At 70.3% G+C, this 14,552-nt stretch carries 10 protein-coding genes and 3 pseudogenes; 5 read left to right on the plus strand and 8 right to left on the minus strand.

Translation table 11 applies throughout. The annotated features are described in order from the left end of the window. Positions 1 to 30: 30 nt before the first annotated feature. The 6 genes and pseudogenes from ACZ7M7_RS12545 to ACZ7M7_RS12570 all read right to left on the minus strand — a co-directional run. Positions 31 to 240, minus strand: a pseudogene (locus tag ACZ7M7_RS12545) (glyceraldehyde 3-phosphate dehydrogenase NAD-binding domain-containing protein); the annotation flags it as partial. 28 nt (positions 241 to 268) lie between these two features. Continuing rightward, positions 269 to 2,650 (minus strand): phosphoketolase family protein, encoded by a 2,382-nt coding sequence (locus ACZ7M7_RS12550; RefSeq protein WP_472115517.1) that lies wholly within the window; start codon positions 2,648 to 2,650, stop codon positions 269 to 271. A 102-nt stretch (positions 2,651 to 2,752) separates the two neighbouring features. Further along, the gene (locus ACZ7M7_RS12555; RefSeq protein WP_472115520.1) at positions 2,753 to 3,625 is read right to left on the minus strand and encodes a universal stress protein; all 873 of its coding nucleotides are present in this window, start codon (positions 3,623 to 3,625) and stop codon (positions 2,753 to 2,755) included. 20 nt (positions 3,626 to 3,645) lie between these two features. Next, positions 3,646 to 4,305: pseudogene (locus tag ACZ7M7_RS12560) on the minus strand (zinc-binding dehydrogenase); the annotation flags it as partial. 25 nt (positions 4,306 to 4,330) lie between these two features. After that, positions 4,331 to 5,248 carry a universal stress protein gene (locus ACZ7M7_RS12565; RefSeq protein ID WP_472115523.1) on the minus strand — a complete coding sequence of 306 codons (918 nt, stop codon included), beginning with the start codon at positions 5,246 to 5,248 and terminating at the stop codon, positions 4,331 to 4,333. A gap of 171 nt (positions 5,249 to 5,419) precedes the next feature. Then, positions 5,420 to 6,055, minus strand: a complete 636-nt coding sequence (locus ACZ7M7_RS12570) for a hypothetical protein (RefSeq protein ID WP_472115526.1) — start codon at positions 6,053 to 6,055, stop codon at positions 5,420 to 5,422. A gap of 227 nt (positions 6,056 to 6,282) precedes the next feature. On the opposite strand from ACZ7M7_RS12570, the gene ACZ7M7_RS12575 reads away from it, so the two are divergent. Beyond that, positions 6,283 to 8,004 carry a SulP family inorganic anion transporter gene (locus ACZ7M7_RS12575; RefSeq protein ID WP_472115529.1) on the plus strand — a complete coding sequence of 574 codons (1,722 nt, stop codon included), beginning with the start codon at positions 6,283 to 6,285 and terminating at the stop codon, positions 8,002 to 8,004. A gap of 43 nt (positions 8,005 to 8,047) precedes the next feature. Here the strand turns inward: ACZ7M7_RS12575 and ACZ7M7_RS12580 are convergent. Next, a pseudogene (locus tag ACZ7M7_RS12580) lies at positions 8,048 to 8,232 on the minus strand (hypothetical protein); the annotation flags it as partial. Positions 8,233 to 8,557: 325 nt separating this feature from the next. On the opposite strand from ACZ7M7_RS12580, the gene ACZ7M7_RS12585 reads away from it, so the two are divergent. The 4 genes from ACZ7M7_RS12585 to ACZ7M7_RS12600 all read left to right on the plus strand — a co-directional run bounded on the left by ACZ7M7_RS12585 (position 8,558) and on the right by ACZ7M7_RS12600 (position 12,495). After that, entirely contained in the window at positions 8,558 to 9,022 is a 465-nt protein-coding gene (locus ACZ7M7_RS12585) for a cyclic nucleotide-binding domain-containing protein (RefSeq protein WP_472115532.1), read from the plus strand. Between the two features lie 37 nt (positions 9,023 to 9,059). Beyond that, a complete protein-coding gene (locus ACZ7M7_RS12590; RefSeq protein WP_472115535.1) occupies positions 9,060 to 9,767 on the plus strand; it encodes a CBS domain-containing protein in 708 nt (235 codons plus the stop codon). A 260-nt stretch (positions 9,768 to 10,027) separates the two neighbouring features. Beyond that, positions 10,028 to 10,729, plus strand: a complete 702-nt coding sequence (locus ACZ7M7_RS12595) for a response regulator (RefSeq protein WP_383622472.1) — start codon at positions 10,028 to 10,030, stop codon at positions 10,727 to 10,729. Positions 10,730 to 11,091: 362 nt separating this feature from the next. Next, a complete protein-coding gene (locus ACZ7M7_RS12600; protein WP_472115538.1) occupies positions 11,092 to 12,495 on the plus strand; it encodes an NAD(P)-binding domain-containing protein in 1,404 nt (467 codons plus the stop codon). Between the two features lie 140 nt (positions 12,496 to 12,635). Here the strand turns inward: ACZ7M7_RS12600 and ACZ7M7_RS12605 are convergent, their stop codons facing one another. Continuing rightward, complete coding sequence (locus ACZ7M7_RS12605; protein ID WP_472115541.1) at positions 12,636 to 14,438, minus strand: thiamine pyrophosphate-requiring protein; 1,803 nt, start codon at positions 14,436 to 14,438, stop codon at positions 12,636 to 12,638. Positions 14,439 to 14,552 lie beyond the last annotated feature (114 nt).

Raw genomic sequence — 14,552 nt, forward strand, 5'->3', positions numbered from 1 at the left:
TGATCTCCGCCACGCTCGCCTCACGGTTCAGATCGAGCTGTCGTCGTGGACGACCTCGCGTCCGATGTGCCCGAACGTCGAGTCGTACTCCAGCAGGTGGGCCGGGGGCGCGGGTGAGGTGATGTCGTTGATCGCGACCACCTCGACGTCCTGGCCGCCTGCCTCGGCACGGTCGAGGGCCGTGCGCAGGTAGGTGCGGCCGATGCGGCCGAAGCCGTTGATGCCGACACGTACGGTCATGGTGGCGCTCCTTGAGAAGCGGTGATCTTCAGGCGTTCCATGTCCAGTCCGCGACCTCGGGCAGGTCGGTGCCGTGCTCGCGGATCCAGGCGTGGTGGCGGGTGCGGGCGTCGGCCATCCGCTGGCGTACGGCGGCGGCGCGCACCGCGAGGCCGGGGACACGGTCGATGACGTCCATGACGAGCCGGTAGCGGTCGAGGTCGTTGCGGACGACCATGTCGAAGGGCGTGGTCGTGGTGCCGGACTCCTTGTAGCCGCGCACGTGCAGGTTCGGGTGACCGGTGCGCCGGTAGGCGAGGCGGTGGATCAGCCAGGGATAGCCGTGGTAGGCGAAGATCACCGGCTTGTCCTTGGTGAACAGGCCGTCGTACTCGAAGTCGGTCATGCCGTGCGGGTGTTCCTCGCGCGGCAGCAGCCGGGTCATGTCGACGACGTTCACCACGCGGACGGCGAGACCGGGCAGGTGACGGCGGAGCAACTGGGCGGCCGCCAGGATCTCCTGGGTGGGTACGTCGCCGGCGCAGGCGAGGACGACGTCCGGTTCGCCGCCGTTCTCGGTGCCGGCCCAGTCCCAGATGCCGGCTCCGCGTGCGCAGTGGGCGCGGGCGGCGTCCATGGACAGCCAGTCGAAGCAGGGCTGCTTGCCGGCGACGATCACATTGACGTAGTCGCGGCTGCGCAGGGCGTGGTCGGCGACGGACAGGAGCGTGTTGGCGTCCGGCGGCAGGTAGACCCGTACGACTTCGGGGCTCTTGTTGAGGACGTGGTCGACGAAGCCGGGGTCCTGGTGGGAGAAGCCGTTGTGGTCCTGGCGCCAGACGTGCGAGGTGAGGAGGTAGTTGAGGGAGGCGATGGGGGCACGCCAGGGCAGCTGCCTGGACGTCTTCAGCCACTTGATGTGCTGGTTGACCATCGAGTCGACGATGTGCACGAACGCCTCGTAGCAGGAGAACAGTCCGTGGCGGCCGGTGAGGAGGTAGCCCTCCAGCCAGCCCTGGCAGAGGTGTTCGGAGAGGATCTCCAGCACGCGGCCGTGCCGTTCCAGATGCTCGTCGACCGGAAGGGTTCCGGCCTGCCATGCCTTTCCGCTGGCGTCGAAGACGGCCTGGAGGCGGTTGGAGGCTGTCTCGTCCGGGCCGACCAGCCGGAAGTCCCGGCGGGCAGCGGTGTCCTTCATGACCTGTTCCAGCAGGTCCCCCAGAATGCGGGTCGGCTCGTGCAGGGTCGTGCCCGGCTTGTCGACCGGTACGGCGTAGGAGTCCAGGGACCGGATCGGAAGGTCGTGCAGGAGTAGCCCGCCATTGGCGTGCGGTGTGGTGCCGAGGCGCCGGGAACCGTCGGGAACGCAGGCGAGGACGTCGGCGACGGGTCGGCCGTCCGGGTGGAAGAGTTCTTCTGGCCGGTACGAACGCAGCCATTCCTCCAGCTGCCGCAGGTGCTCAGGGTTCTCTCGCACGCCGGCGAGCGGGACCTGGTGGGAGCGCCAGGTGCCCTCCACCGGCAGACCGTCGACCTCGGCGGGCCCGGTCCAGCCCTTCGGGGTGCGCAGGACGATCACCGGCCAGTGGACGCGCTCGCCGACGCCGCCCTCCCGGGCGGACCGCTGCATCAGGGTGATGCGGTCCAACGCCTCGTCCAAGGCATGGGCCATCGCACGGTGGACGGCCGCGGGGTCATCGCCGGTGACGTGGAGCGGCTCGTGGCCGTATCCGCGCAGCAGCGCGTCGAGTTCGGCCTCGGGCAGGCGGGACAGCACGGTCGGGTTGGCGATCTTGTAGCCGTTGAGGTGCAGGATCGGCAGGACGGCGCCGTCGTGGACGGGGTCGAGGAACTTGTTGGAGTGCCAGGAAGCGGCCAGCGGCCCGGTCTCCGCCTCACCGTCGCCGATCACGCACGCGACGAGCAGATCCGGGTTGTCGAAGGCGGCGCCGTAGGCGTGGGCGAGCGAGTAGCCGAGCTCGCCGCCTTCATGGATGGACCCCGGGACCTCCGGGGCCACATGGCTCGGTACGCCGCCCGGGAAGGAGAACTGCCGGAACAACCGCTCCATGCCCTGCGCGTCCCGCGACACGTCCGGATAGGTCGCGCTGTAGCTGCCGTCCAGCCAGGAGCCGGCGAGCACGGACGGCCCGCCGTGCCCCGGCCCCCATACGCACAACGCGTCGAGCCCGCGGGCCTTGATGACGCGGTTGAGGTGCGTGTACACGAGGTTCAGGCCCGGTGATGTGCCCCAATGGCCGAGCAGCCGTGGCTTGATGTGCTCGGGCCTGAGGGGCTCGGTCAGCAGTGGGTTCGACATCAGGTAGATCTGGCCCGCGGCCAGGTAGTTGGCGGCCCGCCAATGGGCATCGATCGTGCGCAGTTCGTCGTCGGAAAGTGCGGTGGCGTTCTGGTGTTCCACCTTGGGCATGGGAAGACTCCGGGAGTCGTCGATTCAGGTCGCACGGTGGCGGAGTCGGCAGGGTCAGCCGCAAGGCACCGCCCTGCCGACCAGGGCTTCTTTCCTCGAATGTCACTCCGGCTCGGGCACGATGGCCACCGGGCAGGCCGAGTGGTGCAGCACCCCGTGGGCCACCCGGCCCAACTGGAGCCCGAAGTGCCGGTGGCGGCGCTCGGCGCCGATGACCAGGAGGTCGGCACCACGCGAGGCGTCCATGAGGGCGTTCCGGGTGTGTCCCTCGACCGTACGGCGACGTGCGTCGATATCGGCGGGGACGTCGTTCAGTGCCTTCTCCAGTACCTCTGCGGCCTGCTGCTCATGCATGCGGGCGGGTTCGCCGGCAAGCAGCGGGTGGTCCGTGCTCTCGTGCGCGGGGTGCCGCCAGGCCCGTACGGCGTCCAGGACCGCGCCCCGGCGCCGCGCCTCGGCGGCGGCGAAGCGCACCGCTGCCGGGGTCGTCGGCCGTTCACCGACGCCGACGACGATGCGGCCGTGCGTCCCTCGCCGGGCCTGGTCGTCGTGGTTACCGCGCACGACGACCATCGGGCAGTGCGCATGCCCGGCAACGGTCAGGCTCACCGATCCCAACAGTGCCTCGGTGAGGCCGCCGCGGCCGCGCGTGCCGGTCACCAGCAGGGAGGCGCCGCGACTCTCCCGCACCAGCGCGTACTCGGGCTCCTCGGGCAGCGTGAGGGTGGAGACCGTCACCTCGGCCTGACGGCGGTGGGCACGCCGGGCGGCGGCGTCCACGATGTCCTGGGCCCGGACCTGCTCGGACCGCTTGCCCAGGTCGTGTGCGACGGCGGAGCCTTCGTACCGCTCCCACAGCGAGGCGTACACCAGTCGCAGCGGCACCCCGCGCAACGCGGCCTCGTCGGCCGCCCAGTCGACGGCCCGCAGGCTGGGCTCGGAGCCGTCGACACCCACGACGATGGGCAGGTCCATCGCACTCACCGTCCCACGCCGAGGTCTTGCCGGGTACCTACGATCGAGCCGATCACGCTCGTGCCGTTCACGACGGTGTCGAAGATCGGGACCTGGATGGTGCCCTGCGCGGGGAGCGCGACCATGACGAGTTTGCCGCCGCGTCGGAGCCCGGAGCTGACGGTTGCGTAGGCGGCCTCGTCCACGGCCGGAGCGATGGCCGCGTGGGCGCCGCCGTGCCGCTTCAGGACCTCGCCCATGTCGTGCTTGCGGGCGTCGATGACGAGGTCGGCGCCCAGCTCGGCGGCGAGTTCGAGCTTCTCGTCGGTGACGTCGATCGCGGCGACCGTAGCTCCGGCGATCTTCGCGTACTGCACGGCCGGATGCCCGAGTCCGCCGATCCCGGAGCTGGCGAGGAGCTGGGCGGGCTTCACGTCGGCGACCTTGAGTGCCTTGTACGTGGTGACGCCGGCGCAGGTCAGCGGGGCGGTGTCGATCGCGGTGACGCCTGCGGGCACCGGCTGCGCGAAGTCCGCCCAGGCCGGCATCTTCTCGGCGTAGCCGCCGTCGCAGCCGTACCCGGTGTTGATCTGCTGCTCGCACAGCGTCTCCCAGCCGGACAGACAGTGCTCGCACTTGGGGTCGGGCCGGTCCTCGATGACCAGGGGTTCGCCGAGGGCTCGTACGACCGCTGCCTTCATGTTTTGCGCTCCTCGGGTTCTTCCGTCAGTGGTGCGGAACGACAGCGACGGGGGCGGTGGAGTGGTGCAGGACGGCGTGGGTGATGGGGCCGATGTGCGCGCCGATCGGGTTACGGCGTATGCGGCGGCCGACTACGACCAGTGATGCCTCGCGGGAGATGTCGACAAGCTGGGCGGCGGGGATTCCGTAGGGGGACTCCTCACTGACCTCGACGTCCGGGAACTTCTTGCGCCATGGGCTCAGGACCTCGGTCAGGGCGCTGGCCTCGGCCCCTGCCACAGAACCGTGGAGTTCGAGGTCCATGGACAGGCCGTACGCGTAGTACGGGGGGATGTTCCAGCCGTGCACCACCCGCAGTGAAGTACCGCGGCGGGCGGCGGCGGCGAACGCGAACTCGATCAGTTCGTCGTCCGGGCTCTCGATGTCGAGGCCGAGGACGACGGGCCGGAAGGCGGTCGCGGCGGACGGGATGCCGGCGCGGTCCGCCTCGTGCTCGTCGGCAGCCTGCTCGCCGGCGCGGACCAGGACGACCGGTCGCTCGGTGTGTGCCACGACGGCCAGTCCGACCGAGCCGACGAAGAAGCCGCCGATCCCGCTCATGCCGCGAGAGCCGAGGACGAGCAGTTCGGCGTCCTTCGCCTCGTCGACCAGCGTTTCGGCCGGCCGGCCGGACAGCTGCTCGCTGATCACGTCGAGGCCGGGATGGCGCAGCCGGATGCCCTCGGCCGCCTCGCGGGGAATCCGCTCGGTCCAGTTCTGCTGTGTCTCAGAGCCGAGCAGTGGTGCCTGTGCCATGGGCGCCGGTACGGGCTCCCGGACGTGGACCAGCTTCAGCGGCAGGCCGAGCAACTGTGCTTCACGGGCCGCCCACTCTGCCGCGGCGCGGCTCTCACGTGAGCCGTCGAGGCCGGCGGTGACGCTGAGGGTAATGGTGCGGGTCATGATTCCGCCTCCTGAATCGGTGGTCCCGATTCGAGCTTCGTCTTCGGACAGGGCCCCGGGTAGGGGCCGCAGGTCCCTTCGAGGGGCCGATCGGCCCTGGCCGGTCCGGTGAGGTGCGGTGAGGTGCGGTGGGCCCGCCGTGGGGCCCACCGCGCCGCCCCCTCTCCCTGGTCAGCGCAGCCAGGGGCTGCTGCGGACGAGCGGGAGCTTGGCCCAGAACTTGCCGACGCCGAGGGTGTCGCCGGCGGAGACGGCGGCGAGCGCGATCAGGACGACGGCATAGATGAGGTGGTATTCGGCGAACGGGTTCGTCGACATGCTCGGCGAACCGTCGGAAAGGGTCTGGGCGGGCGGCCACTCGGCGACCCACATCAGCGTCATCATCACGGTGCCCGCCACGGCTGCGAGCCGCAACGCCACACCGGCGATGAGCGCGATGCCAATCCCGAGCAGGCCGAGCATGAACAGCCAGTCCGCCCAGGCGCCCCCGGCCCAGGCGTGGAAGGTGGACTCCATCGGCCCGGCGGCAACCCTGCTGAGGAAGCCCTTGGTCGGCGAACCGCCGTCTGTCCAGCCCTTGCCGGAGGGGGTGGCGTAGCCGAGGCCGAAGGTCTTGTCGAGGAACGCCCACAGGAAGACGAACCCGGTGAGCAGCCGCAGGGACGCGAAGACGTAGGCCCGTGCGGTGTGCGTGTCGCTGAGTGCCGACACGGCGGACTCGGGGGCGGAGGCGGGGCCGGTCCGGTTCCTGCGGAAGGACGGCAAGTGGAGGCCCGAACTCCGGTGAGGGTGCTCGTGCACGGCCATGGTGGTGACTCCCTTCGGGGAGATGTGACGGTCCCGGTCGGTGTCCGCCGCTGCTCACTCTCGTGGTGGCGGGGCGGGTGGCCGCCGGATGCCGAAGGTCCGTGGCCGTAGGGCTGAACGGCCCTGTTCTCACGGCCCGTTGGGGTGCATGCTCGGCCGGACACGGTTCACCTCGCATGGTCCTGAACGGGCCGGTGGATCCTGTGTTCGGCGGAGAAGGGTGGCCGATGGCACGGGGCGAAGACGGGCACGTCCGGGGGTGGCGCCGTCTGGTGCCCGGAGCCGTAGCCCTTCTGGGCTACCAGCGCTCCTGGCTGAGGGGCGACCTACTGGCCGGCGTCACGGTGGCGGCGTACCTCGTCCCTCAAGTCATGGCCTATGCAGGTGTGGCCGGGCTCCCACCGGTGGCCGGACTATGGGCGATCCTGCCCGCCCTCGCCCTCTACGCGCTGTTCGGCTCCTCACGCCTGCTCTCGGTCGGCCCCGAGTCCACGACCGCACTGATGACCGCCACCGTGGTCGCCCCGCTCGCTGCCGGTGACCCCGAGCGCTACGCCACCCTCGCGGTCACCCTCGCGGTCACGGTCGGCCTACTGTGCCTGGTCGCACGGGCCGTGCGGCTGGGCTTCGTCGCGGACCTGCTCTCCCGCCCGGTACTGATCGGCTACATGGCCGGCGTGGCGCTGATCATGATGGTGGACCAGCTGCCCAAACTCACCGGGGTAGAGACGACGGAGACCCGGTTCTTCCCCCAGCTGTGGTCATTCGCGCGGGACGTGACAGACGCCCATACGGCCACCGTCGTGCTCTCCGTCGCCATCCTCGCGTTGCTCTTCATCGTGGCGAGGCACGTCCGCGCCGTACCCGGACCGCTGCTCGCCGTCGTCCTCGGCACGATCGCCGTGGTGGCCTTCGACCTCGACGACCGGTACGGCATCAAGGTGATCGGCGAGGTCCCCTCGGGGCTGCCCGGCCTGGCGTGGCCGGACTGGACCGAGGTGCCCCGCCTCGTCCTGCCCGCGCTGGGTGTTCTCCTGGTCGCGTACACGGATTTCATCCTCACCGCGCGGGCATTCACGGGCCGCGCGAAAGGTGAAGGCGACGGGCCCGCGCTCGACGCCAACCAGGAGTTCCTGGCGCTCGGCGCGGCCAACCTCGGCGCCGGTGCCCTGCACGGCTTCCCCGTCAGCAGCAGCGCCAGCCGCACCGCGCTCGCCTCCTCGGCGGGCGCCCGTAGCCAGGCCTACTCACTGGTCGCCGGCGCTGTGGTCCTCATGGTCCTGCTCTTCCTCAGCCCGCTGCTGACCCGCACACCGTCCGCCGTTCTCGGCGCACTCGTCGTCTACGCCGCCGTCCGCATGATCGACCTCGCCGGTTTCCGCCGGCTGGCGTCCTTCCGCCGCCGCGAACTCCTGCTCGCTTTCGGCTGTCTGGCCGGGGTGCTCGCCCTGGACATCCTGTACGGCGTCCTCGTCGCGGTCGGTCTGTCCGTGGCGGAGCTCCTGACGCGGGTCGCCCGTCCGCACGACGCGATCCAGGGCGTGGTTCCCGGGATCGCCGGGATGCACGACGTCGATGACTACCCGACCGCCCGCACGATCCCCGGCCTGCTGGTCTACCGCTACGACTCACCGCTGTTCTTCGCCAACGCCGAGGACTTCCGTCGCCGTGCCCTGGCCGGAGTCGACGAACAGACCGTCCCCGTCCGCTGGTTCGTCCTCAACACCGAGGCCAATGTGGAGGTCGACATCACCGCGTTGGACGCCGTCGACGAACTGCGCCGCGAGCTCACCGACCGCGGCATCGTCTTCGCACTCGCCCGAGTCAAGCAGGACCTCCAGGACGACCTCCAGGCCTACGGCCTCGCCGACTCCGTGGGAGAAGACCTGATCTTCCCCACCCTGCCGACCGCCGTGGCCGCGTACCGGAGATGGGCTCACGATCAGTAGACCGACAGTCCGTGCGCCCTGAACTGCGCACGGACACGTTCGGTAGCCCGTTCTCCACCAGGCGCAGGCCGCCGTTCGGCATGATCGCGCGCTTCAGCGGCGCGTCCCGCTCCTCGGGGAACAGGGAATGAAGTCACGGACATCGATGGCCTCGCGCCACCCCGTACCGGCGAAGCCACGCCAGGCACGGGCGGCGGTCCGGTTTCCCGTAGTCACGGTGACGGGCATCGCGATTGTCTCGAGTTCTGTGGATGGCCGGAGCGTCGAGCACCGCGCGCACCACGAACCCGACGGCCGCGGAGACCACCAGAAGGAACGCGAACAGCCTCCCGTGGTCGGGCGTCGGTGCAGCACCCACATCGCTCACCCCTCCGTCCGGCGGGACCTCTTACGCCTTCATGGAACCTCCGCGTCGGGATCGCGGGAGGGTGCCGGAGGTCTCCTCGTCGGAGCCGAGTGGCCCGCGTGGATGGACCGGGTGGCCCATGGTCGGCCGTTGGCGATGGGCACACGCTGGCTGCACAGGTCCCTGCACTGCGTCGGGAGGCACGCCATGATCACCACGCCCACGCCCAGCATGCTCCGCGCCCTGCCCACCGAACACCGGCAGCGACTCATGCGCGTCGCCCGCGAGGTGGCCTTCTCGCAAGGCACGCGCCTGTTCGAGGAAGGCGGCAAGGCCGACCGGTTCTGGATCATCCGGACCGGCACCGTCGAGCTCGACATGCGCGTGCCGGGCCGCCGCCCGGCCGTCATCGAGACCCTCCGGCACAACGAACTCGTCGGCTGGTCCTGGCTCTTCACTTCGCACGTCTGGCACATGGGCGCCGAGGCGACGACTCCGGTGCGGGCGTACGAGTTCGACGCCGAGGCCGTACGCCTGATGTGTCAGGACGATCCGGTCATGGGACACGCCGTCACCCAATGGGTCGGCGACGTCCTCGCCCACCGCCTCCGCTCCGCCCGGACCCGGCTGCTGGACCTGTACGCCCCCTACGGCTCCGGCAGCTGCGTCTGAGCCGCCCCGCGGACCGAAGCGAGGAAGGAGCGCCACCATGCACGCCACCCTGCACATCGTCAGCGACGTCATGACCCACACCGTCGCTGCCGTCGGCCGCAAGGCCACCTTCAAGGAGATCGTGCAGCTGATGCAGGACTGGAAGGTCAGCGCTCTGCCGGTCCTGGAAGGCGAGGGCCGCGTCGTCGGTGTCGTCTCCGAGGCCGACCTGCTGCCCAAGGAGGAGTTCCGCGACAGCGACCCCGACCGGTACACCCAGCTCCGCCGTCTGTCCGACCTGGCGAAGGCCGGCGCGATCACCGCGGAGGAGCTGATGACCTCTCCGGCGCTCACCACCCGCCCCGACGCGACACTCGCCCAGGCCGCCCGCATCATGGCCCACGCCAAGGTCAAGCGACTGCCGGTGGTCAACGAGCTGGGCATGCTGGAGGGCATCGTCAGCAGGGCCGACCTGCTCAAAGTGTTCCTGCGCAGCGACGACGAGATCGCCGAGGAGGTGCGCCGCGAGCTCGTCGCCTACCTTTTCCGGATGCCGGGCTCGGCAATCCGGGTCGAGGTGCACGACGGAGTGGTGAGGATAGCCGGGCAGGTCCGGGACACGTCCTTGATCCCTGTGGCCGCCCGTCTCGTGCGCGCGGTCGAGGGCGTGGTGGACGTGGACTTCGACCTGGAGGGCCACGGCAGCATCACCGCGTCGGGTGACCCGTCCGCCGCGACAGCCGCGGAAAGCTCGACTGGGTTCTGAGCAGACCCGGTGAAGCCAATCTGCGGTTCGGCAGCTCCCCAAGGGGCGCGGGGAACGGCGCGACCGGCCACACCCCTGCTCCTCGACCGCGATCAGAACACCTCCCAGAGCCGCTGAACCGCCGTTGGGCCGGTGGGGGGCGCATCGCGTAGCCGATGGGGCCGGACGGCCCTAGTGCATCCGACCCCGGCGAGCAATGATCGGGACCAGGGGCAGTCCATGGTCCGCAGCTGTGCACCACCGGGGAACAAGGGGTCGTCATGACCGAGACAGGCACCTTCACGGAGCAGAACCCGATCCGCGTGTTCCTGCTGGACGACCACGAAGTCGTACGACGCGGCCTGACCGACCTGCTCGACGCCGAACCGGACATCTCGGTGGTCGGCGACGCCGACACCGTCGCCCACGCCCTCGCGCGGGGCCCGGCGCTGCGGCCCCACGTCGCCGTGCTCGATGTACGCCTCCCCGACGGGGACGGCATCACGGTCTGCCGGGAGCTGCGCAGCCAGATGCCGGAGCTGGCCTGTCTGATGCTGACGTCGTTCGACGACGAGGACGCGTTGCTCGACGCGATCATGGCCGGTGCCTCGGGCTATGTCCTCAAGCAGATCAGAGGCTCCGACCTGATCTCCGCGGTCCGCACGGTCGCCTCGGGCCAGTCGATGCTCGACCCTGCGACCACGGCCCGCCTGATGCGCTCACTGCGCGCCGACCCCGCCGAGACGCCCGCCATCGCACCCGAGCTGGCGAGCCTGTCGCCCCGCGAGCGGGACATCCTCGCGCTGATCGGCGACGGCCTGACCAACCGCGAGATCGGCAAGAAGCTCTTCCTGTCGGAGAAGACCGTCAAGAACCACATCTCCCGACTTCTGGCCAAACTCGGCGTCCAGCGCCGCGTCCAGGCGGCGGTCCTGGCCTCTCACCTGGAACAGCCGGACACCGGTGACCGACCGGCGAGATGAACACCAGTTGGGCCTCTGCCGAAGGAGCCCGTTCATGTGGGCTGTACCGCCCTATGCCTGAGATGTCACCCCGTACCGGGGAACGCCCTCGCCGACGTACCCACAACCCACTTCGGACCAGGGAACCGCGGAACTGAAGGCCGACTGGCCACCTCGCGCCGGCCGCATGGATCAATCCGACCTCTGCGCTGCAGTGCAACCAACCTGGCGGCGCAGAGCGTGTTCGGCGGCCAGTCCGGGCTGTCCGCCCCCGATCACCGCTACGTCTACCTGTTCCATGCTTCGATCTTCAGATTCGACAAACGTCTATGTTGACGTCCATCAATACAGGTGCCATGCTTGGCAGCGCAAGAGATCGACGGATGTCGAAGCAAAGGGGAATCGTCGTGGCTGAGCCCATTGACAGCGCGTCCACCACCGACCAGCTGCCCGTCGCGGTCATCGGAGCCGGCCCCATCGGCCTGGCCGCCGCTGCCCACCTCATCGAGCGCGGCATCGAACCACTGGTCCTGGAGGCCGGACCGTCGGCCGGCACCGCTGTCCGGGACTGGTCCCACGTGCGGCTCTTCTCCCCGTGGGCGGAGCTCACCGACCCGGCTGCCGAGAAGCTGCTGGCCCCGACCGGCTGGGTCCGCCCGGACGGCACCGCCTACCCGACGGGCGGTGACTGGGCCGAGCGGTACCTGCAGCCGCTCGCCGACATCCTCGGGGACAAGGTCCGGTACGGCGTCACGGTGACCGGCGTCGCCCGCGCGGGCCGGGACCGTATCGTCGATGCCGGGCGCGAGGAGCAGCCCTTCACCGTGCACGTCCGCGCGGCGAACGGCACCGAGGAACGGATCAGCGCCCGCGCCGTCATCGACGCCTCCGGCACCTGGTCCACTTCAAGTCCGATGGGTGCCGACGGCATGCCGGCCCTGGGCGAGAGGGCGGCCGCCGACCGTATCTCCCACCGCGTCCCCGACCTCAAGGACCCGTCGGTACGTGCCCGTTATGCGGGCAAGCGCACGGCCGTCGTGGGTTCGGGTGCTTCCGCCTTCACCGCCCTCGCCTACCTCGCGGACCTCGCGAAGGAGGAGGACGGGACGCACGCGGTGTGGATCCTGCGCCGCGGTATCAGCGCCAACACCTACGGCGGCGGCGAGGCTGACCAGCTCCCGGCGCGCGGTGCGCTCGGTCTGCGTGCGAAGGCTGCGGTTGATGCCGGTCATGCGTCCGCGGTCACGGGCTTCCGCACCGAGGCCGTCGAACGGGACGGCGACCGCCTGATCCTGGTCGCCGAGGACGGACGGCGCCTGGACCCTGTCGACGAGGTCATCGTCCTGACCGGCTTCCGGCCGGACCTGTCCTTCCTCTCCGAAGTCCGGCTCGGCCTCGACGACCGCCTCCAGGCACCGACCGCCCTGGCCCCGCTGATCGACCCGAACGTGCACTCGTGCGGCACCGTCTACCCGCACGGCGTGAACGAGCTCTCGCACCCGGAGCAGGGCATCTACCTGGTCGGCATGAAGAGCTACGGCCGTGCGCCGACCTTCCTCGCGATGACCGGCTACGAGCAGGTCCGTTCCATCGCCGCTGCCCTCGCCGGAGACCGTGAGGCAGCCGAACGCGTCGAACTCACCCTCCCCGAGACCGGAGTCTGCGGCGGCGCAGGCCTGTTCGACGAGCCCGACGCCGCGCAGAGCGGCGAGGGCGGCGGCTGCTGCGCGGCCCCGACCACCCTCCAGATCGGCGTGGGCGCCCCGGCCTCGTCCGGAGGCTGCTGACCGACGTCGACGCCCGCGGGGCCGCGACCGGAACGGGGGACCGGTCGCGGCCCCGCGCCGCGCTGCTCGCCCTGTGCCTGACACAGATCACCAGCTGGGGAATCGTCTACTACGCGAACTCTTCTGCGCTGTTCAACAGCTCAGTCGCCCTTCTTGCCCCGCCCCGGCAGAAAGTCCTGCATCTTCGCCTTGAACCCCTGTCGGATCATCGACCCGCGATCCGCGTCGCCCTTCAGGATCGACGCGGCCGTCGCCTCCATCTGGTCCCACGTGGCGTGCGGCGGGATCGGCGGTACGGCCGGGTCGGTGAGGAACTCGATCACCGCGGGGCCGTCCGCCTCCAGGCCCGCGCGCCAGGCGGCCGTCACGTCCTCCGGCTTCTCCACGCGGATGCCGGTCAGGCCGAGGGAGCGGGCGAAGGCGGCGTACCGGACGTCGGGGAGTTCCTGGGACGGCAGGAAGGACGGGGCGCCCTCCATCGCGCGCATCTCCCAGGTGACCTGGTTGAGGTCGTGGTTGTTGAAGATGCCGACCACCAGGCGCGGGTCCTCCCACAGGTCCTTGTACTTCGCCGCGGTGATCAGCTCCGCCAGGCCGTTCATCTGCATCGCCCCGTCCCCGACCAGCGCGATCGCCGGACGGTCCGGGTGGGCGAACTTGGCGCCGATCGCGTACGGCACACCGCAGCCCATCGTCGCGAGCGTCCCGGACAGCGACCCGCGCATGCCCGGCCGCATCGTCAGGTGCCGGGCGTACCAGTTCGCCGCCGAACCCGAGTCGGAGGAGACGATCGCGTTGTCGGGGAGCAGCGGGTCCAGGGCGCGGGTGACGTACTCCGGGTTGATGGGGTCGGCCGACAGCTTCGCCCGCCGGTCCATGACCTCGTGCCAGTGCGCCACGTTGTCGCACACCGTGTCGTACCACTCGCGGCCGCGCTCCTCGGAGCGGATCAGCGGGATCAGCCGCTGCAGCGTGGCCTTCGCGTCGCCGACGAGATTGACCTCGTACGGATAGCGCATCCCGACCATGTGCGGATCGATGTCGATCTGCACCCCGCGCGCGTTGCCGAAGTCCGGAAGGAACTGCGTGTACGGGAAGGAGGATCCGATCGTCAGCAGCGTGTCGCAGTCCCGCATGAGTTCGTACGACGGGCGGGTGCCCAGCAGGCCGATCGCGCCGGTGACGTACGGCAGTTCGTCGCTCAGGGCGTCCTTGCCGAGCAGTGCCTTGGCCACGCCGGCGCCGAGCAGTTCGGCGATCCGCTCCACCTCGGCCCGTGCCCCGGACGCGCCCTGGCCGACCAGGATGGCCACCTTGTCACCGGAGTTGAGGATCTCCGCCGCGCGACGCACCGAGTCGTCCGCGGGGGTCGCCGTCCAGTTGCCGCTGTCCAGGCTGGAGGGCACCATCTTGAAGTCGTGCGTGGGGGCGGAGTACTCGAGTTCCTGGACGTCGCCGGGAATGATGACCGCCGTGGGGGCGCGGCGCGCGCAGGCGGTGCGGATCGCCCGGTCCAGGACGTTCGGCAGCTGCTCGGGAACCGTCACCGTCTCCACGAAGTCCGAGGCGACGTCCTTGTAGAGCGAGTGCAGGTCCACCTCCTGCTGGTACGAGCCGCCCATCGCGGTGCGGTGCGTCTGGCCGACGATTGCCAGGACGGGGACGTGGTCGAGCTTGGCGTCGTACAGGCCGTTGAGCAGATGGATCGCGCCGGGGCCGGAGGTCGCCGCGCACACCCCGAGACGCCCGCTGAACTTGGCGTAGCCGACCGCCTGGAACGCGGACATCTCCTCGTGCCGGGACTGGATGAACAGGGGCTGGTTGTCAGCGCGTCCCCACGCGGCGAGCAGGCCGTTGATGCCGTCACCGGGATACCCGAAGACGTGCTCCACACCCCACTCGCGCAGGCGCTGCAGGATGTGATCGGCGACCTTGGTGCTCATGCGGGACCTCCTGGGCTCCGTCGGGCTGCGCGGCACCGCTTCGAGTGACCCCGCGCGCGGGCGGAAAACCTGTGTGGGTGTTTGCGGACCGGGAGTGAGGGCAGGCGAACAACC

It is taken from the genome of Streptomyces sp. NPDC111606 (assembly GCF_055656945.1).

Coding starts and splice junctions, on each gene's coding strand:
- ACZ7M7_RS12590 (WP_472115535.1), top strand. CDS start 9,060: ATGCACGCCACCCTGCACATCGTCAGCGACGTCATGACCCACACCGTC.
- ACZ7M7_RS12605 (WP_472115541.1), bottom strand. CDS start 14,438: ATGAGCACCAAGGTCGCCGATCACATCCTGCAGCGCCTGCGCGAGTGG.
- ACZ7M7_RS12600 (WP_472115538.1), top strand. CDS start 11,092: ATGTCGAAGCAAAGGGGAATCGTCGTGGCTGAGCCCATTGACAGCGCG.
- ACZ7M7_RS12585 (WP_472115532.1), top strand. CDS start 8,558: ATGATCACCACGCCCACGCCCAGCATGCTCCGCGCCCTGCCCACCGAA.
- ACZ7M7_RS12570 (WP_472115526.1), bottom strand. CDS start 6,055: ATGGCCGTGCACGAGCACCCTCACCGGAGTTCGGGCCTCCACTTGCCG.
- ACZ7M7_RS12565 (WP_472115523.1), bottom strand. CDS start 5,248: ATGACCCGCACCATTACCCTCAGCGTCACCGCCGGCCTCGACGGCTCA.
- ACZ7M7_RS12550 (WP_472115517.1), bottom strand. CDS start 2,650: ATGCCCAAGGTGGAACACCAGAACGCCACCGCACTTTCCGACGACGAA.
- ACZ7M7_RS12575 (WP_472115529.1), top strand. CDS start 6,283: ATGGCACGGGGCGAAGACGGGCACGTCCGGGGGTGGCGCCGTCTGGTG.
- ACZ7M7_RS12595 (WP_383622472.1), top strand. CDS start 10,028: ATGACCGAGACAGGCACCTTCACGGAGCAGAACCCGATCCGCGTGTTC.
- ACZ7M7_RS12555 (WP_472115520.1), bottom strand. CDS start 3,625: ATGGACCTGCCCATCGTCGTGGGTGTCGACGGCTCCGAGCCCAGCCTG.